This window comes from Psychroflexus sediminis (assembly GCF_900099815.1).
Taxonomy (GTDB): domain Bacteria; phylum Bacteroidota; class Bacteroidia; order Flavobacteriales; family Flavobacteriaceae; genus Psychroflexus; species Psychroflexus sediminis.
The window spans coordinates 260,175-284,367 of record NZ_FNCW01000003.1; the positions used below are offsets into that span (position 1 = coordinate 260,175).

Annotated in this window: 19 protein-coding genes and 1 pseudogene; 13 read left to right on the plus strand and 7 right to left on the minus strand. The window is 39.8% G+C overall.

Annotation, left to right across the window (positions count from 1 at the left end; all coding sequences use genetic code 11):
- Positions 1 to 94: 94 nt before the first annotated feature.
- The 4 genes from rpsO to tamL form a co-directional block, all read right to left on the minus strand.
- On the minus strand, positions 95 to 364 hold the full coding sequence (gene rpsO, locus BLP81_RS04120; protein ID WP_093366043.1) for a 30S ribosomal protein S15: 270 nt from the start codon (positions 362 to 364) through the stop codon (positions 95 to 97).
- A gap of 99 nt (positions 365 to 463) precedes the next feature.
- On the minus strand, positions 464 to 1,327 hold the full coding sequence (gene accD / locus BLP81_RS04125) for an acetyl-CoA carboxylase, carboxyltransferase subunit beta (protein ID WP_093366045.1): 864 nt from the start codon (positions 1,325 to 1,327) through the stop codon (positions 464 to 466).
- Between the two features lie 17 nt (positions 1,328 to 1,344).
- Positions 1,345 to 2,412: a class II fructose-bisphosphate aldolase gene (gene fbaA / locus BLP81_RS04130; protein ID WP_093366047.1), complete on the minus strand. Its 1,068-nt coding sequence runs from the start codon at positions 2,410 to 2,412 to the stop codon at positions 1,345 to 1,347.
- 54 nt (positions 2,413 to 2,466) lie between these two features.
- Complete coding sequence (gene tamL, locus BLP81_RS04135; RefSeq protein WP_093366049.1) at positions 2,467 to 5,022, minus strand: translocation and assembly module lipoprotein TamL; 2,556 nt, start codon at positions 5,020 to 5,022, stop codon at positions 2,467 to 2,469.
- Positions 5,023 to 5,053: 31 nt separating this feature from the next.
- On the opposite strand from tamL, the gene BLP81_RS04140 reads away from it, so the two are divergent.
- Entirely contained in the window at positions 5,054 to 5,782 is a 729-nt protein-coding gene (locus BLP81_RS04140) for a TrmH family RNA methyltransferase (RefSeq protein ID WP_093366052.1), read from the plus strand.
- A 16-nt stretch (positions 5,783 to 5,798) separates the two neighbouring features.
- Here the strand turns inward: BLP81_RS04140 and porT are convergent, their stop codons facing one another.
- Both porT and ubiE read right to left on the minus strand, forming a co-directional pair.
- Positions 5,799 to 6,491 (minus strand): type IX secretion/gliding motility protein PorT/SprT, encoded by a 693-nt coding sequence (porT, locus tag BLP81_RS04145; RefSeq protein ID WP_093366054.1) that lies wholly within the window; start codon positions 6,489 to 6,491, stop codon positions 5,799 to 5,801.
- 2 nt (positions 6,492 to 6,493) lie between these two features.
- The gene (ubiE, locus tag BLP81_RS04150) at positions 6,494 to 7,225 is read right to left on the minus strand and encodes a bifunctional demethylmenaquinone methyltransferase/2-methoxy-6-polyprenyl-1,4-benzoquinol methylase UbiE (protein WP_093366058.1); all 732 of its coding nucleotides are present in this window, start codon (positions 7,223 to 7,225) and stop codon (positions 6,494 to 6,496) included.
- A gap of 95 nt (positions 7,226 to 7,320) precedes the next feature.
- On the opposite strand from ubiE, the pseudogene trkA reads away from it, so the two are divergent.
- A pseudogene (gene trkA / locus BLP81_RS04155) lies at positions 7,321 to 8,676 on the plus strand (Trk system potassium transporter TrkA); the annotation flags it as partial.
- 35 nt (positions 8,677 to 8,711) lie between these two features.
- Positions 8,712 to 10,172 (plus strand): TrkH family potassium uptake protein, encoded by a 1,461-nt coding sequence (locus BLP81_RS04160; RefSeq protein WP_093366166.1) that lies wholly within the window; start codon positions 8,712 to 8,714, stop codon positions 10,170 to 10,172.
- A gap of 57 nt (positions 10,173 to 10,229) precedes the next feature.
- Here BLP81_RS04160 and BLP81_RS04165 read toward each other — a convergent pair whose 3' ends face one another.
- Entirely contained in the window at positions 10,230 to 11,690 is a 1,461-nt protein-coding gene (locus BLP81_RS04165) for a nicotinate-nucleotide adenylyltransferase (RefSeq protein ID WP_093366062.1), read from the minus strand.
- Between the two features lie 108 nt (positions 11,691 to 11,798).
- On the opposite strand from BLP81_RS04165, the gene BLP81_RS04170 reads away from it, so the two are divergent.
- From BLP81_RS04170 to ilvB, 10 genes are all read left to right on the plus strand, one after another.
- Entirely contained in the window at positions 11,799 to 12,560 is a 762-nt protein-coding gene (locus BLP81_RS04170) for an MBL fold metallo-hydrolase (RefSeq protein WP_176752681.1), read from the plus strand.
- On the plus strand, positions 12,560 to 12,709 hold the full coding sequence (locus BLP81_RS13610; RefSeq protein WP_176752682.1) for a hypothetical protein: 150 nt from the start codon (positions 12,560 to 12,562) through the stop codon (positions 12,707 to 12,709). The genes BLP81_RS04170 and BLP81_RS13610 overlap by 1 nt, the downstream gene beginning before the upstream one ends.
- A 62-nt stretch (positions 12,710 to 12,771) precedes the next feature.
- Entirely contained in the window at positions 12,772 to 13,884 is a 1,113-nt protein-coding gene (locus tag BLP81_RS04175) for a PQQ-dependent sugar dehydrogenase (protein WP_093366066.1), read from the plus strand.
- 2 nt (positions 13,885 to 13,886) lie between these two features.
- Complete coding sequence (locus BLP81_RS04180; protein ID WP_093366068.1) at positions 13,887 to 14,333, plus strand: c-type cytochrome; 447 nt, start codon at positions 13,887 to 13,889, stop codon at positions 14,331 to 14,333.
- A 74-nt stretch (positions 14,334 to 14,407) separates the two neighbouring features.
- Positions 14,408 to 15,412, plus strand: a complete 1,005-nt coding sequence (locus BLP81_RS04185) for an alcohol dehydrogenase (RefSeq protein ID WP_093366070.1) — start codon at positions 14,408 to 14,410, stop codon at positions 15,410 to 15,412.
- A 280-nt stretch (positions 15,413 to 15,692) separates the two neighbouring features.
- Complete coding sequence (gene thrA / locus BLP81_RS04190; RefSeq protein WP_093366072.1) at positions 15,693 to 18,134, plus strand: bifunctional aspartate kinase/homoserine dehydrogenase I; 2,442 nt, start codon at positions 15,693 to 15,695, stop codon at positions 18,132 to 18,134.
- A gap of 13 nt (positions 18,135 to 18,147) precedes the next feature.
- The gene (locus BLP81_RS04195) at positions 18,148 to 19,077 is read left to right on the plus strand and encodes a homoserine kinase (protein ID WP_093366074.1); all 930 of its coding nucleotides are present in this window, start codon (positions 18,148 to 18,150) and stop codon (positions 19,075 to 19,077) included.
- 9 nt (positions 19,078 to 19,086) lie between these two features.
- Positions 19,087 to 20,385 carry a threonine synthase gene (gene thrC / locus BLP81_RS04200; protein WP_093366076.1) on the plus strand — a complete coding sequence of 433 codons (1,299 nt, stop codon included), beginning with the start codon at positions 19,087 to 19,089 and terminating at the stop codon, positions 20,383 to 20,385.
- 328 nt (positions 20,386 to 20,713) lie between these two features.
- Positions 20,714 to 22,390, plus strand: a complete 1,677-nt coding sequence (gene ilvD / locus BLP81_RS04210) for a dihydroxy-acid dehydratase (protein ID WP_093366080.1) — start codon at positions 20,714 to 20,716, stop codon at positions 22,388 to 22,390.
- Between the two features lie 68 nt (positions 22,391 to 22,458).
- A complete protein-coding gene (ilvB, locus tag BLP81_RS04215; RefSeq protein ID WP_093366082.1) occupies positions 22,459 to 24,192 on the plus strand; it encodes a biosynthetic-type acetolactate synthase large subunit in 1,734 nt (577 codons plus the stop codon).
- Position 24,193: the final 1 nt, after the last annotated feature.

Genomic DNA, 24,193 nt, shown 5'->3' on the forward strand with positions numbered 1-24,193 from the left:
GTTGTGTTGTGGTTTAGAAAAAAATGTAAAACCATTGGAAGTCGTCCCTAGGAACGCTTTTAAATTAAAAAAGGGGCAAATTGCCCCTTTAATTTTATTTTCTTAATCCTAATTCTTTTACTATTGCTCTGTATCTCATAATGTCTTTTTTCATAAGATAATCAAGAAGATTTCTTCTTTTACCAACCAATTTTACCAAAGATCTTTCAGAATTAAAGTCTTTTCTGTTTGTTTTAAGGTGCTGAGAGATATGTTCAATTCTCTTCGTCATCAATGCGATTTGTCCTTCAGCAGAACCAGAATCTTTCTCGTCCTTACCGTGTTTAGCAAATAATTTGCCCTTTTCTTCTAATGTTAAGTACATGCCAATATTATTTCAATAATTTTTATGCTAGAATAGATTTTCTATTCAATCCTGCAAAAGTAAACTTTTAAAATGAAATGGAATATGAAATTTTAAAAATTATGCTCGCACAGGTTGATTCATAACAAGATCGATGTACAAATTAATCTTGTTTTTGAGTTCTTTTCTGTGAGAAATAAAATCTAAAAAGCCATGCTCCTTTAAAAACTCAGAAGATTGAAAACCTTTTGGCAAATCTTTTCCTGTCGTGTCTTTGACGACTCTAGGGCCTGCAAAGCCGATTAAGGCACCGGGTTCTGCAATGTTAATATCTCCAAGCATGGCGAACGAAGCTGTTGTTCCGCCAGTTGTTGGGTCGGTACAGAGCGAAATATACGGTAACTTAGCTTTAGCTAATTGTGTGAGTTTGACCGATGTTTTTGCCAGCTGCATCAGCGATAAGGCCGCTTCCATCATCCTCGCACCTCCAGATTTGGAAATGATAATCAAGGGACAATTATGGGCTATAGCATGATCCACGGCTCTGGCGATTTTTTCACCGACAACAGACCCCATGGAACCCCCTATAAATTTGAAATCCATAGCAGCAATCACAATTTGCTTTCCTTTTGACTTACCGATAGCCGTTCTGATCGCATCATTAAGTTCTGTTTTTCCTTCGACTTCTTTTAACCGGTCTTTGTATTTTTTGGTGTCTTCAAACTTTAAAGGATCTTTCGATTTCAACTTAGCATCCAATTCTTCATATTTTCCACTATCAAAAAGGATATCAAAATACTCCGCACTTCCTATTCTAACATGATAATCATCTTCTGGACTTACGAAAAAGTTTTTTGCAAGTTGTTCTGCATCGATAATTTTACCAGTAGGAGATTTATACCAAAGCCCTTTAGGGACATCTTTTTTATCCTCTGTAGCTGTTTGAATTCCTTTTTTCTTTCTTTTAAACCAAGCTGCCGCCATATGTTGTAGGTACTATATTATAATGTGTTGATATTATTGAGATCTTCAAAAGCTTTTTCCAATCTGGTGATAAATGTTTTTTCACCTTCTCTAAGCCATTTTCTTGGATCATAATGTTTTTTATTAGGGACATCATCTCCTTCAGGGTTGCCTATCTGGGCAGAAATATAGTCTATTTTCGAAGTCATATAATCTCTAATGCCCTCTGTAAATGCGTATTGTAAATCTGTATCGATATTCATTTTGATAACCCCGTAACCGATGGCTTCTTTTATTTCTTCAACAGTTGAACCACTACCGCCATGAAATACAAAATCGATATGATTTTCTTTTACGTCATATTTATTGGAGATATATTCCTGAGAATTTTTAAGAATTTTTGGAGTGAGTTTTACGTTTCCTGGCTTATAAACGCCATGTACATTTCCAAAGGCTGCTGCAATTGTAAATTGATCTGAAACTTTGCTCAGTTCCTCATAAGCATAGGCTACCTCTTCAGGTTGGGTATATAATTTAGAGGAATCAATATCTGTATTATCAACACCATCTTCTTCACCACCAGTAACACCGAGTTCAATTTCTAAAGTCATTCCCATCTTTTTCATTCTTTCCAGATAGGTTTTGCAAATCTCAATGTTTTCTTCTAAAGGTTCTTCAGAAAGGTCTATCATGTGAGAGCTGTAAAGTGGTTTGCCGTGAGTTTTGTAAAATTTCTCCCCCTCATCCAGCAATCCATCGATCCAGGGCAGCAATTTTTTAGCACAATGATCGGTATGTAAGATCACCGTTGCTCCATAAGCTTCTGCCAAGTCGTGAACGTGTTTTGCTCCAGAGGCAGCGCCTTTAATCGCAGCAATTTCATTTTCGTTGGATAAACCCTTACCAGCATTAAACTGAGCTCCTCCATTTGAAAATTGGAGAATTACCGGAGAATTTAATTTTGCAGCGGTTTCAAGAACGGCATTTATGGTATTGGACCCTACAACGTTTACTGCAGGAAGAGCGTAATTGTTGTCTTTCGCATGTTGAAAAATAGCTTGAACTTCTTTTCCAGTCGCTACGCCAGGCTTTATATTATGACTCATAATGTATTGTTTTTATTAATATTCAGATTTGTAAAATTAATAAATATAAATCTACTAGAACGGATAATTAATTCCAAAGTTGAAAACCGCATTGCTGAAATTGTAGTTTTTAAACCATTTAGACCCTTCATTCCCTGGATTGTAGGTTTTAAAACCCAGGTCCATCCGGATCACAAAAAAATCAATATCATACCGCAAACCGAATCCGGAGGCGATAGAAAGTTCGCTGAGATCCTGTAAACCATCAAAGGTAGCCGCGGGGTCATCTATATTATCGAACACGTTCCAGATATTTCCAGCATCAATAAATAAAGCGCTGTTTAAACTTCCAAATAAATTAAATCTATATTCAGCATTGAAAGTTAATTTGAAGTTAGCTTCGTTAAAATCGTTGACGGCATTGGTGCTTCCGGGACCGAGATCATAAGGTCTCCACCCTCTATTGTCATTGGGACCACCAGCAAAAAAACTTCTGGGGAATGGAATTGAATTCGCATTGCCGTAAGGAATAGCAATCCCCCCGTAAGCACGAGCAGCAATCACTTGCTGACTTCCTAAATCCCAATACTTTATATAATTGAGTTCGGTTTTGACATACTGGGAAAACTGAACATCGAATAGCCTGTAATTGCCTTCCGGAGTTTGTTCCAGCTTTAAAGGACCTGCAAAAAGAGAGAGTAAATTTCCTGCCAGTTCTATTTTTCCCCGGAATTGAGAAAAATCCTGATCGTAAATGTCTCGTCTTGTACTAAAATCGTAACTAAAGTTGGAGGCGACAATCAAATTGTTTTCTGTTAAGCGTTCTCGGCGTTCGATGAGAGAACCGGCGGTTTGTTGGTCTTCATCGCTTAAGTCTATGTCTTGATTATTAATTGCTTCAATAAATCCTTGAGTTCCTGTTGGTATGATTAAATCGAGTTCGCCTTCATTATTCTCACTAAGAAATTCAGGATTCACCTCGTCGATATTATTCCTTGCGATCTGGTTTAATTCGGAATATGAATTCCTAAAAACGTTGAAGAAATTAGCTGCATTCAGATTGTTCACAAACTGGATATTCATAAGGTCAAACTGATAGGAGGTTCTATCCATGGGTTTCCATCTATAACCAAAGGTGGCGTTAAGATTTCTTCTGTCTAAGCCGATATTTTTCTGGGTGCTAAAACCAATACCGGCAGAAGTGAAGGGAGACATGGTGTTTTTGATAATTTTCTGAGTAGAGAAGGGAAAAATAATTCTTGGAAAATTCAACCTTAAATCCACTCCATATTCTATAATATCTAGAAATTGATCTTCAGAATTTGCGAGGTCTCTGGAAGAACCGAAATTTCCTCTTCCAGAAAGTTCTAAAGTTTCTGCGCCTCTAAAAACATTTCTAGCTAAAATAGATGTGTTGAATCCAATGCCAAACTGCTGTATGTTACTTTGGCTTACATCCACGCTAAAATTGGTGGAAAATCTTTCCTTTGGGGTTAGGAAAATGTTAGCTATTAAACCAGTTCCCGTAGAGTCTCTGGGGTCGTCCTGATAAAGTATATTGGGGTATTTGAAAATTCGAGTTTCTGAAATCCGGTTATTGGTTCTCGCCCTGTCAATATCTCTGTAAAGACTGTCTTTTTTAATAAAAATAAAATTGGACAAGACCTTTGGATTCAGCTTTAAATTTCCAAATGTATAGATATTGGTTTTTTTATATCTGACGGAATCCTCCACTTTTCTGGTAGTTCCATCATAGTCCGGAAAAACATTGACCTGACTTATTTTATGAACCTTAAAGGGAATGGAAGCAACTGTATCCTGGAGGTTTACACTGCGGTTAGAAATATTAAGCTCAAGATTGATCTTTTGATTGTTACCTAAGGTATCTGCATAAAAAGAAATAAACTCTTTCTCAAAATGATAGAGCCCGTGATTTCTAAAATAACGGCTAATGAAGTCTCTATCGCGATTAAAATCCTGTGTGCTATAAGCTTTTCCAACCTCTATGCTGTTGGTTTTTTTGATGCGCTGGTATAAAGAGTCTGCAGCCTCAGATTCTATGTTTTCTGATATGCTGTCTATGGTGTACAAAGCTCCAGGATCTATATTATAATCGATTTTAACCGTTTGGTTTAAGGAGTCTTTTTGGATTTTATAATTTACCTTAGCATTAAACCAGCCATGATTCCAGTACCAGGATTCCAGTTGCTGCAGTGAGATTTTAGTTTGTTCTTCATCAAATAAAGCAGGTGGTTCACCCGTGTTTTTAATAGTGTTATTTGCGTTAACCCAGAATTTCTTAAGCTGAATAACTTGTCTTTTAGATAATAAAGACACTAACCTGTTTGTACGTTTTTTTCGCTTCCCAACCCAGTTGATAAAACGCTCTTCAGGTTTGGTTTGCGCTAAATTATAAATCTGTAATTTAAGAGGGAAGCCCAGCAGCTTGGTGTTGGTTTGTTGAGAAAGCTGATTGTAGATTTCGTTCTTTGTTACCAAAGTGTCGCTACTCCTAATCGTTTGCTTAGTAATTAAAAATTCGTTTTCGCTTAATTTTCTTGTGACATCACAGGAGAAAAACAGGAAAGTAATTAAAAGAATTAATGGTAGTTTTGTGAGTCCGTTGTTCAAGTGTGTGATGTTTTCAAAAATATAATTTTCAATGCTCAGTAAAAATCAAATTAAACTTATCAATAGTTTAAACAAAAAAAAGCACCGTTTGGAACACGGTCTCTTCGTAACTGAAGGTGTAAAAGTAATCAAAGAATTTTTAAAAAGTTCGTTCACCTTAAGAGCTTTGTATTCTGTAGCGGATATTTTTCATATTGAAGAAGGCGAAAGCCACATTGTCTCTGAAAAAGAATTGGGCAAAATTTCAAATTTGAAAACCCCGCAAACCGCTCTGGCTGTCTTTGAAATTCCAAAACCCCTGAGTCTTCATGCAAATTCTCCATTAAGCCTGGCTCTGGATGGTATCAGGGATCCGGGAAATCTGGGGACTATCATTCGCATGTGCGACTGGTTTGGCATCGAGCAGCTTATTTGCTCTCAGGATACGGTAGATTGCTTCAATCCCAAAGTAGTACAGGCCACTATGGGATCTCTTACCAGAGTAAAATTTACGTATACCGATTTGGATTCTTTTTTATCCGAATCTGCGGCATATACCTATGGTGCTTATATGACAGGGACCAACGTCTACACCGCAGCTTTGGAAACCAAGAATGCAATTATAGTTTTAGGCAACGAAGCCAATGGCATTAGTACTGCTATTCAGCCTCATATAGATGAACGGATTTCCATTCCGAGTTACGGAAAATCTCAGGGAGCTGAAAGTCTCAATGTGGCCATGGCTGGAGCAATCCTTTTGAGTGAATTCAAAAGGCGATAGGCGATAGGCTATTAGGCTATTGAAAAGTGAAATTGATAAAAATCCCCCTGGTTTTTAAGGATTCTATATTGGAGGTCCATGGACTATTGGGGTCTTCATCTCTAACTAATTCATCTGTCATTCCAAAAACTCCTCGTATGGAGGGTGTGAATTTGAAATAATCGAAATAGAAATCTATCCCAAAACCGACTTCATAATAATAATTTTGTGTTTTTAGCCGGAACTGACCTGCAGAATTGTCCTGAGGATTGTCTTCATTACTGGATAAATTGTGAGATATAGACGCGCCGCCAACCATAAAAGGCTTAAAGTTATTGATCCGCTTAGAGGAAAATTTCAGCAATAAGGGAATATGTATATAGGTCGAATTTACCTCTCTGATGCGATCGTTCTCATTGTCGAAATTTTGGAAAGCTAGGGTTCTATTGGAAAATACAACTCCAGGTTCCAGTCTTAGATCTAAATAATCATTGATTCTCAAATTACCGATTAAGCCGACATTAAAACTCGGACTTTTTTCGACTTCGATATCCTGCATCTCGTCTCTATACTTAATCTGAAAGTCATAAACATTACTCCCTAGAAAATATCCCCAGGACCAGCGGGGTTTATCAAAATTTTCTTTATTCAAGACTTTTTCCTTACTGAAAAGCTGAGCGCTTGTACTATGGTATCCCAAAAGAAAAATCAAAACAATAAGAAACCTCATAATTATGTTTTAGATGCAGAATATATGGTAGAAACTCCAAATGTCTGTGGATGATTTTCTACATCTGTAAACCCGATTTTCCTTAAAATATTGTTGAACTCTTCTCCATAGGGAAAAACAGAAGCGCTTTCGCTTAGGTATTGATAGGCGCTTTTATCTTTAGAAAAAAGCCTTCCTATGCCTGGTAATATATAGTTGGAGTACAACCTGTAGCCTTGCTTGAAAGGGAATTGGGTAGGAACGGAAGTTTCCAGCACAACGAAAATGCCTCCCGGGGAGAGCACCCGGTAAATTTCTGAAAGTCCTTTTTCTAAATTTTCAAAATTCCTAACCCCAAAAGCCACAGTAATCGCATCGAAAGTATGATCGGGGTAAGGTAAGTTTTCGGAATCTGCCTGGACCATTTCTATACGATCATCCAAGTTTTTAGCATTGATTTTATGTTTTCCCACCTGAAGCATACCTGCAGAAATGTCGAGTCCTATAATTTTCTCGGCATCAGAATCTGCCATGGCAATTGCCAGATCTCCTGTCCCCGTCGCTACATCCAAAATGTATTTAGGGTCGGTTTTCTTGACCATTCGTATGAGTTTTCTTCTCCATTTCTGGTCAATACCAAAGGAAATAACCCGATTCAGGTCATCATAATTTCCTGATATATTATCGAACATCTGTTCAACCTGCTTTTTCTTTTCCAGTTCAGAATCTTTATAGGGCTTTACATTCTTGCTCATGTAATTTTTTTTTGCGAAGATACATCTTCTGAAGAATACACTTGCTTAATAAGAAATGACTTAAGCCTGCTTTTTTAAAATTTTACCTTAGTTTTGCCTCTATGAAAATAATCATTGCAGGTGCAGGTGAAGTGGGTTTTCATTTAGCACAGCTTTTTTCCTATGAATCTCACGAAATCACTTTGGTTGATATCGATGAGGAACGATTAGAGTATGCCAATAAACACCTGGATATCAAGATATCTGTTGGTGACGCTACTTTGCCAAGTATATTGAAAGAAGCGGATATTGCTCATACCGATATGCTTATTGCCGTCACTTCCAATCAGTCCATCAATATTTCTGTGTGCGTATTTGCCAAACAAATGGGAGCCGGCAGAACCGTTGCCCGGGTGTCTAACCAGGAGTTATTGGATTCTGAAGATGTCATCGATATGAAAGCTTTAGGCATCGACGAAATGATTTCACCGGAAGCCCTGGCTGCCAATGAAGTAAAAATGCTTCTGAACCAGTCGGCATTTACCGATACCTTTAAGTTTGATGATGGCGCCCTCACCATGATGGGGCTTACCTTAAGATCCAAAGCACCATTTGTGGGGAACACAGTTCAGGAAGCCGCCGATATATTTCCGGGACTGCACTTTGTTCCTATAGCTTTACAACGCTATGGCACTCAGTTAACCATAATTCCCAGAGGGGATACAGAGTTTAAGAGAGGCGATAGAGTCTATTTTATTACCGATACGGAAGGCGTTGAGGAATTGTATAAATTGACTGGAGCCGTCAAGCGCTCTATTAAAAAAGTGATGATTCTTGGAGGAAGTAATATAGGAAGAACCCTGGCGAAAGACCTTTCCAATGATAATTTCTCTGTAAAACTGATCGAAAAGAACCATAAAAAAGCCATCGACCTGGCTAATATCCTTCCCGAAACACTCGTGATTAATGCCGACGGGAGAAATGTTGAAATTTTGAAAGAGGAAAACATCGGCAAGATGGATGCTTTTGTATCGGTCACCGAAGACTCTGAAACCAACATCATCAGTTGTCTGGTAGCTAATTCAAAAGGAGTTCGTAAAACCATAGCTTTAGTTGAAAATATGGATTATTTTCACTTGAGTCATACCATTGGAATTCATTCTCTGGTCAATAAGAAATTACTCGCGGCTAACAGTATTTTCCGCTACTTACGAAAAGGGGAAGTCGTTGCCATGACCAAGCTTAATAATATGAACGCCGAACTCTTAGAGTTTGTCGTGAAGGCAGGTTCTAAAGCTACAAACAGTAGAATCGTAGATATAGATTTTCCCAGAACAGCCGTAGTAGGAGGGGTTATAAGAGACGGGAAAGGAATTATCGCTCTTGGAGATTTCAAAATTCGGGAGGGGGATAGGGTAGTGGTCTGTACGCTCCCTAAATCAATAAAGAGTGTAGAAAATTTGTTTTGCTAGTGTCAAATTTAAATTTAAAAATCGTAGCTCACGTCATGGGTATTCTCCTTCTTTTCAATGGAGGCTTTATGCTCATCCCTTCAATCTATAGCTGGATTATTGGTGAATTAGTCGCACTGGATATCGCTGTTTCTGCCTTAATATCTATATCTGCAGGCCTTTCTGCCATGTTCTTTACAAGAAAACACGACAAAGACATTTCTCCAAAAGAGGGTTATCTTATTGTCAGTTTGGGTTGGCTATTCATGGTGCTAAGCGGCATGCTTCCTTATGTGATTTCCGGTGAAATCAGCGGTGTTGAAAATAGTTTTTTTGAAACCATGTCTGGTTACACGACAACGGGGGCTTCGATAGTGAACGATATTGAAGCTTTACCTCAGGGGATTATGCTCTGGAGAAGCTTAACCCACTGGATTGGTGGTATGGGTATTATCGTTTTAGCAGTGGCTATTTTGCCTTTCTTAGGCATAGGGGGAATGCAGTTATTTTCTGCAGAATCTCCCGGTCCGAGTGCAGATAAAGTCAAGCCTAAAATAGCAGATACAGCAAAGCGCCTGTGGTTTATTTATTTTGGTTATACCCTTTCTGAAACCATTTTGTTAAAAGTGGCGGGTATGAATTGGTTTGATGCGACAAACCATGCCTTAAGCACTCTTTCAACAGGAGGTTTTTCAACCAAAAATGCAAGTCTGGCCTATTGGAATGATTCTCCGGTCATTCAGTATATAATCATTTTGTTCATGTTTCTGGCGGGAACCAATTTTGTGGTGAGTTACTATGCTTTCAAAGGAAGGATTAATAAAGTATTGCATAATGAAGAATTCAAGTGGTACTTTTTCTTTATCGCAGGATTTACTGCAATCACGTCGCTTTCTATCTACTTTATGTCAGATCCAAGTATAGCAAGTATAGATTATCCCATGGTTCTGGGTAAAGCAGAAAGTGCAGTGAGACACGGATTGTTTCAGGTTTTAGCGGTGATAACCACGACGGGATTTGTCACGGCAGATTACACTTTATGGACGCCACTGATTACCCTTTTGTTTTTTGGACTTTTTTTCCTGGGAGGTTCAGCCGGTTCTACTTCTGGTGGCGTCAAGGTGGTCAGGCACGTTATTATGATTAAAAACGGTTTTCAGGAATTTAGAAGAATACTGCATCCCAATGCGGTATTACCAGTTCGGTATAAAGGTTCTTCCGTAGATCAAAAAATTGTTTACAACATACTTGGCTTTTTTATCCTGTATGCCCTTTCCTTTATCATCGGTGCCGTTGTTTTTGCAGGAACAGGTTTAGACTTCGAATCTGCATTGGGTGCTTCAGCGTCTTCGCTGGGCAATGTCGGTCCTGCCTTTGGGACTTTAAGCCCGGTAGACAATTATGCTTCGCTTACAGTGTTTGGAAAGTACTGGAGTTCATTTCTTATGCTGATTGGCCGACTAGAATTGTTTACAGTGCTTATCCTATTCACGCCTTATTTTTGGAAGAACACCTAAAAAAAAAGCTGCCTCAGTAGTGAGACAGCTGTGTTTATCCAAGGTTTGAGTCAAAATTTAATAACCTACTTTTTCAGCTATTTTTTTATAATCTCTCTGAAAAAGTTCCTGCTCCTCAATCATTTTGGCCGTTTTTTCAGGTACAGCTTTTTGCCAGCCATCTTCTCCACTGGATATTTTTTGTAAAAGCTCTCTTGAAAAATAACCTAATAAGTCGTCATTATAGTCTTCAATGTCAACTACTCGGCCGTTATATTTGAAGAATTTGTAAAGCTCTTTCATTCTAGGATGAACCTTTAAGTTATCGCTGGTAGTTATTTTTCCTGTCTTAGGATCTTTATACGGATAGAGATAAACCCTCAAATCCTTAAAGAACAATTTACCGAAGGCTTCGAGAATTCCACCGCTAAGATGTCTGTAGTATTTTTCGTCAAAGACATCAATAAGGTTATTGACACCCATCGCAAGTGCCATTCTTTCCTTAGTATAATTTGAAAAATATTCAACAAGCTTATAATATTCTTGAAAATTAGAGATCATGACCGTATGCCCTAAAGCACAAAGCAGTTTTGCTCTGTCCATAAAATCTTCCTCGTTGATTTCTCCTTCAGATCTCAAATTGGATAATGTAATTTCAAAAACAGCCTGGATATTGTCTTTTTTAACTTTCTTTTCCTTTTCAAATAACTCCAAAGCGGTATCGTAAATATCCATATTCACTTTGGTCACTGGTCTAAAACTCCCTCTCAAAGCAAGAATGTTTTTCTTGTAAAGCGCTTTGGCAGGTAGAATGTTATTTCCATCTGGTGCAAACATAACCGCTTCCGTCATGCCGTTTTTGACGAGCTGTAAGCTCATGAGTCGGTTATCCACCTCTTCAAACACAGGACCTGAAAAATTGATGGTATCAATTTCAATTTGATCTTTATGGAGATGATCGTAAAGTTCGTTTAGGATTTGTTTGGGATTGTTGTGGGCATAGTATGCCGCATAAATCAAATTTGTACCCAATATCCCCAGTGTATTTTGCTGTAATCGGGCATCGTTTTCTTTGAAACGAATGTGTAAAACAATTTTATTGTACTCTGATTTTGGTTTTAACTGGTATTTGATACCTACCCAGCCGTGACCTTTGTAACGCTTCGCAAAATCGATGGTTGCTACCGTATTGGCATAGGTAAAGAATAATTTATTGGGATGTTTATTTCTTGAAATCCGCTCTTCTATAAGTTTGGTCTCGTGGTCCAGCATTTTTTGAAGTCTGCTTTCGGTCACATAACGCCTGTCTTCTTCAATTCCATAAATGGCATCACTAAAATCTTTATCGTAGGCACTCATGGTTTTGGCAATAGTTCCGGAAGAACCACCAGCCCTGAAGAAATTTCTTACTATTTCCTGGCCAGCTCCTATTTCTGCAAAGGTGCCGTAAATATTTTCATTAAGGTTTATTCTAAGGGATTTGTCTTTGATGGAAGGTGCGCTTTCAAAATCTTTGTCACCCATTATTGTTATAGACATATGCTGTGTTTTTGTAAAATCTTAAACTGTGATTAAACTCTAAACAAATGTAACTAATACTCCTAGCTTAAGGAAAAAAAACAATAGTTTTGTATCAAAAATAACGTTTTGAAGGTAACATTTTTAGGAACAGGAACATCTCAGGGGGTGCCTATTATAGGAAGCGAACATCCTGTATGTTTGAGTAAAGACCCCAAAGACAAGAGATTGCGCGTATCTGTTTTGCTGGAATGGGAAGACTATTCGTATGTCATCGATTGTGGTCCGGACTTCAGACAGCAAATGCTGGCCAATAATGTTAAAAAAATTGACGGTATATTGTATACCCACGAGCACAATGACCACGTGGTAGGTCTGGATGATGTGCGTCCTTTTTATTTTAGACAGGGAAATATTTCAACTTATAGCCATAAACGCGTTTTGGAAAGCTTAAAACACAGGTTTGAATATGTGTTTGAAACCGAAAATAAATACCCCGGAGCCCCGACGCTGGATACCAACATCATCGACGATTCACCCTTTATGCTGGGAAATAAAGAGGTGGTTCCCGTCAATGTCTACCATCCCGAGCTCCAGGTGTACGGATTTAGATTTGGTGATTTTGCTTACGTCACAGATGCTAAAGTGATTCCCGATCAGGAACTCGATAAACTTAAAGGGGTGAAAACTTTAGTGCTTAATGCCTTGAGAAAAGAAGAGCACAGATCGCATCTCAGTCTCGAACAGGCCATCGATGTGGTTGATATTTTAAAACCTGAAAAAGCGTATTTTACCCACATAAGTCACCACATGGGTTTTCATGAAGAGGTTCAGAAAGAACTCCCTGAAGGCATCTACCTGGCTTATGATAATCTCCAAATTGAAGTCTAATGGCCAAAACGATTTACCTCTACCTTTTTGTATTAAGTGCCTTGCTGGCCGTCTTCCTTTATTACAACAGTAAAAGAATTATCGATGATCAGGAAGAAACCATCAGGGAACTTCAGAATGAAATTGAATTATTAGAATCAAAAAAATAAATTTTTCATAATTAGGTCCACGTTATAAAGCATTTTTCGAAATTAGTGCAAAATTTATAACGATGAAGATTAAAGCAATTACCCTTTTTGTATGTTGTGCAGGCTTTCTTGCTTGTGCACAAGAAGATACAGGTATTCAAAGCCTGGAAAACGATTATGAGCACGAAGTCATTATCGATGCTATCGATATAGCCTGGGGACTGGATTTTTTCAAGGATGGAAGCTTTTTAGCAACCTCCAAGGAAGGTCAGGTGTATTACCATAAAAACGGAGAGACCACCAAGGTGGCGGAAATTCCCAATGTTTACAACAGGGGACAGGGTGGTTTACTCGATTTAAAAATACACCCCGAATATCCCGAAAAGCCCTGGGTATATATGTCGCACGCCTCAACCCTCGGCGAAGAAGAAGGAGGCCATACCGCTTTGGTAAGAGCTCCTTTCACAGACGGGAAGATGGGTGAAATCGAGTTGCTTTACAAAGCCTCTCCCAATACGACCAAAGGTGTTCATTTTGGCAGCCGTTTACAATTCGACAGAGAAGGTTATCTCTATATGTCGATTGGTGAACGCGGAGCCAGAGAAGTGAATCCCCAGGATATCACCCGAGATGGCGGGAAGATTTATAGATTCAATGATGACGGGTCCATCCCGGAAGACAATCCGTTTTACATTTTGGAAAACGCCAAAAAAGCCATTTATTCCTACGGTCACAGAAATCCACAAGGTATGGATATGCATCCCGAAACCGGTGAAATCTGGGTACACGAGCATGGTCCAAGAGGTGGAGATGAAATCAATATTATAAAAAAGGCTGCCAACTACGGATGGCCTATTGTCAGTTATGGTATCAATTACGATGGTACTGAATTTACGGATGAAACGTCCATGCCGGGTCTGAGAGAGCCATTTCATTACTGGGTGCCTTCCATCGCCCCTAGTGGAATGAGCTTTGTCACTTCAGATAAATACCCTGAACTCAAAGGCGATCTTTTAGTAGGATCACTCAAATTTCAGTACCTGGAACATCTGGATCTGGAAGAAAACACGGTTCAGAAAAGAGTTAAACTACTGGATAAAATCGGGCGTGTAAGAAGTGTCAAACAAAGCCCTGATGGATTTATTTATGTAGGTGTTGAAGGTGTAGGTATTATTAAAATGCTTCCAAAATCTTAAGTATGAAATTCTATATAATACCGATTATAGTGGTTATGAGTTTCTTTCTCAAAGAGTATCAAACCGATTATTCATCCTCTCATTATGAGCCAATTGTTCAGGAAAAAGATATGGAGCAAAGCATAGCAGATGGAAAAGCAATCTATTCTGAATTTTGTATGCGTTGCCATTTACCCCAGGGAGAAGGAGTGGAAGGGGTTTATCCGCCTTTGGCAAACTCCAACTGGCTTTCAGAAAAAAGAACTGAAAGCATAAAGTCTGTAAAATATGGCTTAAAGGGAGAAATTGAAGTGAATGGTGTAACCTACAATAACAACATGACGTCGATGGGCTTGACAGACAGAGAAGTGGCCGATGTGATGAATTATATCCTGAACAGTTTCGGAAACGAAGATATAGACAGCAAACAGGTGACTGTAAAAGAAGTAGCCGGTCTTACTGAAAAGTAATTGATATAAGCTGTAAAGGCCAATGACATTTTCATCTTCAGAGCAAATAATATTAATTATAAAATCAAACAAACATGAAAGCAGCACAAATTAAAGAAGCAGAAGGAGAGTTTCATATTGTAGATTTGGATAAACCAACTCCAAAAGCCAATGAAGTTTTAATCAAGGTTCAGGCTTGCGGTATTTGTCATTCAGATGCCTTTGTAAAAGATGGTACTTTTCCGGGTCTGGAATACCCAAGAGTTCCCGGTCATGAAGTGATAGGGACTATTGAAGCGGTTGGAGAACAGGTAACTATATGGAATACAGATCAGCGCGTTGGTGTTGGCTGGCATGGCGGACATTGTTTTGAATGTGAGCCCTGCCGAAGAGGGGATTTCATTTCCTGTGAAAATGCCAAAGTGAGTGGAATTTCTTACGATGGCGGTTATGCCGAGTATATGTGTGCCCCGCAGGAAGCTTTGGTGGCCGTCCCCGATGAACTAAAATCTGAAGAAGCAGCACCCTTGTTATGTGCCGGAATTACCGTTTTTAATGCGCTGAGAAACTCTGGGATTACAGCAGGTGACTTAGTTGCTATTCAGGGTATTGGCGGACTTGGACATTTAGCCATTCAATATGCTCATAAAATGGGTATGAAAACGGTTGCTATTTCTACAAGTGACGATAAAAAAGAACTGGCTACCCAACTTGGGGCTCATCATTTCATCAATGCCAAGTCCGAAGATGCCGCAGAAAAACTTCAGGAACTGGGGGGTGCCAAATTGATTTTAGGAACAGCGCCAAGTGGTGAAGCGATGACTTCGGTCATCGGCGGACTTGGTATCGACGGTAAATTATTGATGGTAGGCGCAACACCAGATCCCGTTGAAGTGTCTCCTATGGAGATGCTTATGGGCAGAAAATCTGTGGCGGGATGGCCAAGCGGAACGCCAACAGATTCTGAAGACACTTTAAATTTTAGTGCCTTATTTGATACCAGGCCTATGATTGAAGAGTATAGCCTGGACGACGTCAAGGAAGCCTACGACAGAATGATCAACAACAAATCAAGATTTCGTGTGGTTTTAAAACCTTAAGCGTTCAGAATGATTTTCATTTCAGACTCCTCTTTTATATATTTAAGAGGAGTTTTTTTATGAATTTAAATCCATCTGTGCAGTCCGTTAGAGATTGTTCAGTTTTCTTTTCTTTTAATGAATTTACGATACAATAAGAGCCTTTAAATTATTAAATAGTCAATTTTTGATAATAAGTATGAATGGTCTTTTGTTTAAGAAGAAATATGCCGTCATTTGTAATATATTTTAACTGTTTTTAACTAAATATTCTCAAAGGGGTATTTTAAAATCAAAAGCGATGGAGGTATTAAAGTTTGGCGGCTCTTCAGTAGGAAGTTCAAAGCGAATACATCAAGTGGTAGAAATACTTGATCGGTATTCAAAACATGGAAAAGTGGTTTGTGTGGTTTCTGCAGTGGGAGGTATTACAGATAAACTTCTTAAAGCTGGCCAGCTGGCCTTAGAAAAAAATGAGTCTTTTGCTGCTGAATTTGATGAGATTAGAAAGATACATTTATCACTGGTTTCAGAGTTAATCCCAAACGCTAATGATTACGTTTTGGAGTACCTGGAAGAGGAATTAAGCTATTTAAAAAACTTATTAGATGGCATCTATCTCATTAATGAGTTAACCCCAAAAACATCAGACAAACTTACGAGTTTTGGCGAATTGCTGTCGTCTTTCATCATTACTGAAGTAGCTAAACACAGAGGTATTGATGCTGTTCGCAAGAACAGTCAGGAGCTTATTGTGACAAATTCTAACTTTACCAAAGCTGAAGTCAACTATCTGGTCACCAATAAAAATATCAGGGACTATTTTAAAACCGCTCATCAACTTACGGTGTTGCCCGGCTTTGTAGCCAAATCCAATCTGGGGGAAATCACGACCTTAGGTCGTGGCGGGTCAGATTTTACGGCGTCGATTGTAGCCGCTGCACTCCAAGTAAAAAAACTTGAAATCTGGACGGATGTCAGTGGAATGTATACTGCTAATCCAAAGCTGGTTAAACAGGCTGTTCCTATTGAAGTTTTATCTTATCAGGAAGCTATGGAACTCTCCCATTTTGGAGCTAAGGTGTTATTTCCTCCAACCGTTCAGCCTGCACTGGACTTGGAAATACCAATTCTGATTAAAAATACCTTAAAGCCAGAAGATAAAGGGACATTAATCAAAACACACTCCAATTCAACCTCTGGAAGTGTAAGCGGTATAACCAGTGTAGACCATATTGCTTTACTCACCTTACAGGGCAACGGAATGGTGGGTATTCCCGGTTTTTCTAAGCGCTTATTTGAGGTCTTAGCCTTAGAAAAAATCAACGTCATTTTTATAACTCAAGCCTCATCAGAGCATTCGATTTGTTTCGGAATATCGGAAGGGGATGCCGATTTGGCAGTGACCTCCGTCAACGCATGTTTCGAATATGAAATTTCTACTCGTAAAATCCGTCCAGTAGAGGTCGAAAAAAACTTGTCCATTATCGCCCTGGTAGGTGATCGCATGAAAAATCACCAGGGCATTAGCGGCAAAATGTTTAGTGCTTTAGGCAAAAACAATGTCAATGTAAGAGCTATCGCTCAGGGTGCTTCAGAAAAAAATATTTCTGCTGTCATTCTGGAGAACGATGTAAAAAAAGCTTTAAACGCACTGCATGAATCCTTTTTTGAAGTCAAGACCAAGCAACTCAACGTTTTTATAACCGGAGTTGGAAATGTGGGACATCGCTTACTTTCTCAAATTGAACAACAGCGCAAGTTTCTTAAAAACGAACTGAGAATCAATCTGAGAGTGATGGGAATTTCAAATTCCAGGAAAATGTATTTCGATGAAGAAGGCATAGACTTAGGAAACTGGAAAGATCATTTAGAACAGGGAGAGCAGGCTTCTCTGGACGGGTTTCTGGAGAAAGCCACTCAGCTCAACAAACGCAACAGCATTTTTGTAGACATTACGGCAAGTGAAGCCGTTTCTCAGATGTATTCCAGCTATCTTAAACGGAGTATCTCTGTTGTTGCCTGTAATAAAATTGCCTGTTCCAGTGAATTTCATAATTACAAAACACTTAAGAATTTATCCAAAAAATACAATGCTTCTTTCCTGTTTGAAACCAATGTGGGTGCAGGCTTACCAATAATAGATACCCTGAGTAACCTCGTTGCCTCAGGAGATAAGGTAACCTCGATACAGGCTGTGCTTTCTGGAAGTTTGAATTTTGTGTTCAATAATTTCGACAGTTCTACCAAATTTCATGACGTGGTGAAAGAAGCTCAGAAAGAAGGCTTTACAGAACCAGACCCAAGAATAGACTTGAGCGGAGTAGATGTGGCTAGAAAAATTCTTATTCTTGCCAGAGAAAGCGGTTATGAGATGAATCTGGAAGACATCGAAAACGACTCTTTTTTAACTAAAGCCAATTTGGAAAGTGATACAGTAGATGATTTCTATGAGAGTTTAAGCGAAGATGAAGAGCATTTTCAGAAGTTATTCAGCGCTGCGATAGCCAATAATTCTCAGTTGAAGTATGTTGCTGAATTCGATAAGGGAAAGGCAAAAGTTGGTCTAAAAGAAATTCCACAGGGACACCCGTTTTATAATTTGGAAGGGAAAGACAATATCGTGATGTTTTATTCTCACAGGTACCCGGAACAACCCATCATTGTAAAAGGGGCCGGTGCTGGAGCCGATGTGACAGCTTCCGGATTATTTGCGGATATCATAAGAGTTAGCAATAAATAAAATCAAGTTTATTTTGAATAAAGAAATTCGAATTTTTTCTCCGGGAACGGTCTCTAACGTCGCTTGTGGTTTCGATGTCTTAGGCTTTTGTCTGGACCATATTGGTGATGAGATGCTGGTGAGAACAACTCCACAACAAGGAATTTCCATCACTAAAATAGAAGGCTACGACTTGCCTTACGAGACAGAAAAAAATGTGGCCGGGGTTTCTGCGTTGGCACTGATCGAGGATTTCCAGCCAGGTTTTGGATTTGAGATTGAAATTTACAAACGTATAAAACCAGGAAGCGGTATTGGAAGCAGTGCTGCCAGTGCTGCAGGAAGTGTTTTTGCTATCAATGAACTCTTGGGCAAACCTTATAACAAAACCCAGCTTACAGCATTTGCGATGAAAGGCGAGGCTGTTTCCAGCCAAAGTGAACATGCAGATAATCTGGCCCCGGCTATTTTTGGAGGTTTTGTCCTGGTGAAGAGTTTGAATCCATTAGAGATTCTGAATCTTCCCACGCCAGAAGAACTTTATGCTGTTATTATCCATCCTCAAATCGAAATCAAAACCTTAGAAGCCAGAGCTATTTTGCCAAAAGATATTCCCCTGCAGAAGGCCATCACGCAATGGGCAAATCTTGGCAGCCTGGTACATGCACTTCATAGCGATGATTATTCGCTGTTACAGCGTTCACTTCAGGATGTAGTGATCGAACCTTATAGAAGTCAGCTCATTCCTCATTTTGATGAGGTAAAAACAGCTGCCTTAAAGCAGGGGGCATTAGGTTTTGGAATTTCTGGCTCTGGACCGTCTATATTTGCGATTACGAAAGGTGAGGATTCAGCCAGAAGTGTAGAGGCTGCAATGCGAAAGGTTTACGAAAGTTCAAGCCTCCAATTTGAAACCTATTTGTCCAAAATCAATAAAGAAGGCATTAAAACCATAAGTAAATAAGTCTAAGTCATGGATTTTTACTCGCTCAATCACAAAGCACCTAATACGTCTTTTAAGGAAGCGGTCATCAAAGGCCTGGCACCCGATAAAGGACTGTATTTTCCAACGTCTATCCAAAAGCTGCCAGCCTCCTTCTACGATTCCCTCTCAGATTTATCAGACAATGCCATTGCTTTTGAAGTGATCAAACAGTTTGTGAGTCCTGAAATACCTGAAAATGAGCTCAAAAGAATTATTAAAGAGACCTTGTGCTTCGATTTTCCTGTTGTGAAAATCAAGGATAGCATATCTTCTTTAGAGTTATTTCACGGTCCCACCATGGCGTTTAAGGATGTAGGTGCTCGATTTATGTCACGCTGTTTAAGATACTTCACCCGTGATCAGAAAAAAGAAACTACTGTTTTGGTTGCCACTTCTGGCGATACCGGCGGTGCAGTTGCGAACGGGTTTTTAGGTGTCGAGGGTATTAATGTGGTGATTTTGTATCCCAGTGGAAAAGTCAGTGAAGTCCAGGAAAAACAACTCACTACGCTGGGACAGAATATTACTGCGCTGGAAGTAGATGGTGTTTTCGACGACTGCCAGGACATGGTTAAGCAGGCGTTTTTAGACAGGTCCATCACCGACAAAGTTCAGATTACCTCTGCCAATTCCATCAATGTGGCGCGCTGGTTACCGCAAATGTTTTACTTCTTTTTTGCCTATCAGCAACTTTATAAACATCATAAAAACATAGTGTTCTCCGTACCAAGTGGTAATTTCGGAAACATTTGTGCCGGTTTTATGGCTCAGCAACTCGGTTTGCCGGTTCATCACTTTATCGCAGCCAACAACAGCAATCAGGTCGTGACCGAATATCTGGAATCTGAAGATTACAGCCCAAAGCCAACGATCCAGACCCTCAGTAATGCTATGGATGTAGGAAATCCAAGCAACTTTGTTAGGATTCAGGAAATCTTTAAAAATGAATTTCAGGCCTTAAAATCAAACCTGACTTCCTTCAGTTTTTCAGATCAGGAAACTCTGGAAGCTATGAAAAGGCTTTACGATTCTTACAATTACACCGCAGACCCTCATGGGGCTATTGGCTTTTTGGCTGCAGAAGCTTATCAAAAAGACCATCCAGGGACACACTGCCTATTTTTGGAAACCGCTCATCCTGCCAAGTTTCTGGACGTTGTGAAACAAGTGATTCCAGAGCAAATCGAATTACCAACTCAAATCAAAGCGGTGATGAATCAGGAGAAAAAGTCCATTCCTATATCCACTTACAAGGAGCTTAAAGCCATTCTTCTCGGTGATTTTTAAAAGTTTTTATTTTGATTTTGCCACTGCAGGAATCTGAGTTTTTAGACATCCAGCTTGAGATAACAAGTTCATTTCAACAGCCGTCTTTACCTTTAGATACAACTGAAGGAGAGAAGGCAGTCTTGTGCTTTAAGACAAACAAAAACCTCAAACTTAAAAATGTCAATTATTTTGAGGAATTGAGTATTCCAATCTTCAGTAGTTAACTTACTGTAATTAAGCTATTTACAAAGTAATAGCAGCTATTGAATTTAACAGAGGTTTTACAAATCACCACTACTAAACTCTATTGAACCTATAATTTCGTTCTTTAAATTAATTCAGTAGAATGGAATTGAACAAGTACAGTAAAACCCTTACTCAGGATCCTACCCAGCCTGCAGCGCAGGCGATGCTTCATGCTATAGGTTTAACCAAGGAAGATTTCAACAAGCCTATCATTGGTATCGCAAGTACCGGATACGAAGGCAATCCATGTAATATGCATCTTAATGATCTGGCAAAACTTGTAAAAGAGGGCACCAAAAATGTAGAAGTTGTTGGGTTGATTTTCAATACGATTGGTGTAAGTGATGGCATTTCTATGGGAACGCCGGGCATGCGCTATTCACTACCGTCCAGAGACATCATAGCCGATTCTATGGAAACGGTTGTTCAAGCCATGAGTTATGACGGTCTGGTCACCGTTGTTGGTTGTGATAAAAATATGCCGGGCGCCTTAATGGCGATGATTCGTCTAGACAGACCCAGTATATTGGTTTACGGCGGTACGATAGATTCTGGATGTCATAATGGCAAAAAACTGGACGTGGTCTCTGCTTTTGAAGCCTGGGGAGCTAAAGTCGCCGGAACTCTGGAAGAAAGCGAATACCAAAGTATTATAGAAAAAGCCTGTCCTGGTGCGGGAGCCTGTGGAGGAATGTACACGGCCAACACCATGGCCTCTGCTATCGAAGCTTTAGGCATGGCCCTGCCTTATAATTCCTCAAATCCTGCTTTAAGCAGGGCGAAAAAACAGGAAAGCATACAGGCAGGAGAAGCCCTGCGGCTTTTGATTGAAAAAGATATTAAGCCTTCAGACATCATCACCAGAAAATCTCTCGAAAATGCCATACGATTGATTACAATCCTGGGAGGCTCTACCAATGCAGTGCTTCATTTTTTAGCTATAGCACGCGCAGCTCAAATTGAATTTAGTTTGCATGATTTTCAAAAAATTAGCGATGCCACCCCATTTCTGGCAGACTTAAAACCCAGCGGTAAATATTTGATGGAAGATTTACACGAAGTTGGTGGAATTCCGGGAGTTATGAAATACCTGCTTAAAAAAGGGCTTTTGCATGGAGACTGTCTGACGGTCACAGGAAAAACTTTAGCTCAAAATCTAATGGAAGTCGATGATCTTAAAGAAAGTCAGGATGTGATTCATAGCATTGAAACCCCTATTAAAATATCAGGACACCTAAGAATGCTTTATGGAAACCTGGCCCAAGAGGGAAGCGTGGCAAAAATTACGGGTAAGGAAGGGCTTCAATTTCGAGGGAAAGCCAAAGTATTTGAAGGCGAGTATGCTGCCAACGCTGGAATTAAAAACGGTGAAGTTCAAAAGGGTGACGTGGTTGTCATCCGATATGAAGGACCTAAAGGCGGACCAGGGATGCCTGAAATGCTCAAGCCAACGGCTGCTATCATGGGAGCAGGTTTAGGTACAGAAGTAGCACTGATTACAGATGGACGTTTTTCCGGGGGTACCCATGGTTTTGTTGTAGGGCATATTACTCCCGAAGCTCAGGAAGGAGGGAGCATAGCTTTGGTTAAAGATGGTGATTTTATCAGTATAAACGCGGAAAGCAATACCATAAACCTGGAAGTAACCGAAGAGGAATTAGAAACAAGAAGACAAAACTGGAAGACACCAGCTTTAAAGTTTAAACGCGGAGTACTCTATAAATATGCCAGAAGCGTGAGTTCAGCTTCCAAAGGATGCGTCACTGACGAGTTTTAAAACAAGTATTTAGTCGACAAGCCTGTATCTCATATACAGTTAAGCCCAAAGACCCATAAAAAACACATATGAAAGAGCATTTTACATTAGAAAACAAGGAGGATGTCGTAACAACCGAAAAAATATCGGGCAGCGAAGCTGTGCTCAAAAGTTTGCTTGCAGAGGGAGTCAAAACCTTGTATGGTTACCCTGGAGGAGCCATCATGCCGGTTTATGATCAGCTGCATCAGTATCAGGATAAAGTTCATCATGTGTTAGCCAGGCATGAGCAGGGTGCGGTACATGCTGCTCAGGGCTACGCAAGAATTTCTGGCAAAGTGGGCGTCGTTATAGCCACTTCAGGTCCCGGTGCCACCAATCTCATTACAGGAATAGCAGATGCACAAATTGACTCTACACCTTTGGTGTGTATCACCGGGCAGGTGAATTCTCAGTTGTTGGGAAGTGATGCTTTTCAGGAAACCGATATTGTTGGGATATCTACTCCGGTTACCAAATGGAATCATCAGATCACCAAAGCTTCAGACATTCCCAAGGTTTTAGCTAAAGCGTTTTATATCGCCAAAAGCGGAAGACCCGGTCCTGTTCTGATTGATATCACCAAAGATGCTCAATTTGAAGAATTTGATTTTTCTTATCAAAAATGTGTGGGCATACGGAGTTATAAGCCTGTTCCTATGGTTGAGGAAAAGAAAGTTCAGGAAGCTGCGGCTCTGATCAATTCAGCTAAAAAGCCACTCATCGTCTGGGGACAGGGTGTTATTTTAAGCGAAGCGGAATCTATTTTTAAAGGGATTGTAGAAAAGTCCGGTATTCCAGCAGCCTGGACCATTCTGGGGGTTTCAGCCTTGCCAACTTCTCATCCTCTAAATGTGGGTATGGTGGGGATGCACGGTAATTACGCTCCCAATGTGCTTACCAACGAATGTGATGTGCTTATCGCTATAGGCATGCGTTTCGATGACCGTGTGACCGGGAATTTGAATTTTTATGCGAAACAAGCTAAGATCATTCATTTTGAAATTGATCCTGCTGAGGTAGATAAAAATGTAAAGGCAGATATTGCTGTCCTGGGTGATGCGAAAGAAAGCCTGACGCAACTGCTGCCTTACCTCAACGAAAAAGAGCATACTGAGTGGCATCAACGCTTTAAAGACCTCTATAAAATTGAATATGAGAAAGTCATAAAAAACGATCTTCACCCTACTAAAGAAGGTTTGACGATGGGAGAAGTGCTGAAAGAAATCAATAAACGGAGTAAAGGCAATGCAGCTATCGTAAGCGATGTAGGTCAGCATCAGATGATTGCCTGCCGTTATGCGGATTTCAATTTAACCAAAAGCAATATCACGTCCGGGGGTCTGGGTACCATGGGTTTTGCCTTACCTGCTGCAATCGGAGCCAAAATGGCCGCCCCGGACCGGGATGTAGTGGCTGTTATTGGAGATGGGGGTTACCAGATGACCATTCAGGAACTCGGCACCGTTTTTCAGCAAAGAATTCCGTTGAAAATCGTAGTTCTCAACAATCAGTTTTTGGGAATGGTAAGGCAATGGCAACAGCTGTTCTTTGACAAGCGCTATGCTTCCACTGAAATGACCAACCCCGATTTTGTGGCCATAGCCAAAGGCTATCAAATAGATGCTCAAAAGGTAACGGACCGGGAAAAGCTTTCTGATGCAGTCCGGGAAATGATGACATCGGAGGGAGCTTATTTCTTGGAGGTTTGCGTAGAAAAAGAAGATAATGTGTTTCCCATGATTACGGCAGGAGCCAGTGTATCGGATATAAGATTAGAATAAT

Coding starts and splice junctions, on each gene's coding strand:
- porT (WP_093366054.1), bottom strand. CDS start 6,491: ATGAGGTTTCTTATTGTTTTGATTTTTCTTTTGGGATACCATAGTACA.
- BLP81_RS04180 (WP_093366068.1), top strand. CDS start 13,887: ATGAAATTCTATATAATACCGATTATAGTGGTTATGAGTTTCTTTCTC.
- BLP81_RS04140 (WP_093366052.1), top strand. CDS start 5,054: ATGCTCAGTAAAAATCAAATTAAACTTATCAATAGTTTAAACAAAAAA.
- BLP81_RS04185 (WP_093366070.1), top strand. CDS start 14,408: ATGAAAGCAGCACAAATTAAAGAAGCAGAAGGAGAGTTTCATATTGTA.
- rpsO (WP_093366043.1), bottom strand. CDS start 364: ATGTACTTAACATTAGAAGAAAAGGGCAAATTATTTGCTAAACACGGT.
- BLP81_RS04165 (WP_093366062.1), bottom strand. CDS start 11,690: ATGTCTATAACAATAATGGGTGACAAAGATTTTGAAAGCGCACCTTCC.
- thrA (WP_093366072.1), top strand. CDS start 15,693: ATGGAGGTATTAAAGTTTGGCGGCTCTTCAGTAGGAAGTTCAAAGCGA.
- ubiE (WP_093366058.1), bottom strand. CDS start 7,225: ATGAGCAAGAATGTAAAGCCCTATAAAGATTCTGAACTGGAAAAGAAA.
- fbaA (WP_093366047.1), bottom strand. CDS start 2,412: ATGAGTCATAATATAAAGCCTGGCGTAGCGACTGGAAAAGAAGTTCAA.
- BLP81_RS04175 (WP_093366066.1), top strand. CDS start 12,772: ATGAAGATTAAAGCAATTACCCTTTTTGTATGTTGTGCAGGCTTTCTT.
- BLP81_RS04160 (WP_093366166.1), top strand. CDS start 8,712: ATGGGTATTCTCCTTCTTTTCAATGGAGGCTTTATGCTCATCCCTTCA.
- thrC (WP_093366076.1), top strand. CDS start 19,087: ATGGATTTTTACTCGCTCAATCACAAAGCACCTAATACGTCTTTTAAG.
- BLP81_RS13610 (WP_176752682.1), top strand. CDS start 12,560: ATGGCCAAAACGATTTACCTCTACCTTTTTGTATTAAGTGCCTTGCTG.
- ilvB (WP_093366082.1), top strand. CDS start 22,459: ATGAAAGAGCATTTTACATTAGAAAACAAGGAGGATGTCGTAACAACC.
- accD (WP_093366045.1), bottom strand. CDS start 1,327: ATGGCGGCAGCTTGGTTTAAAAGAAAGAAAAAAGGAATTCAAACAGCT.
- ilvD (WP_093366080.1), top strand. CDS start 20,714: ATGGAATTGAACAAGTACAGTAAAACCCTTACTCAGGATCCTACCCAG.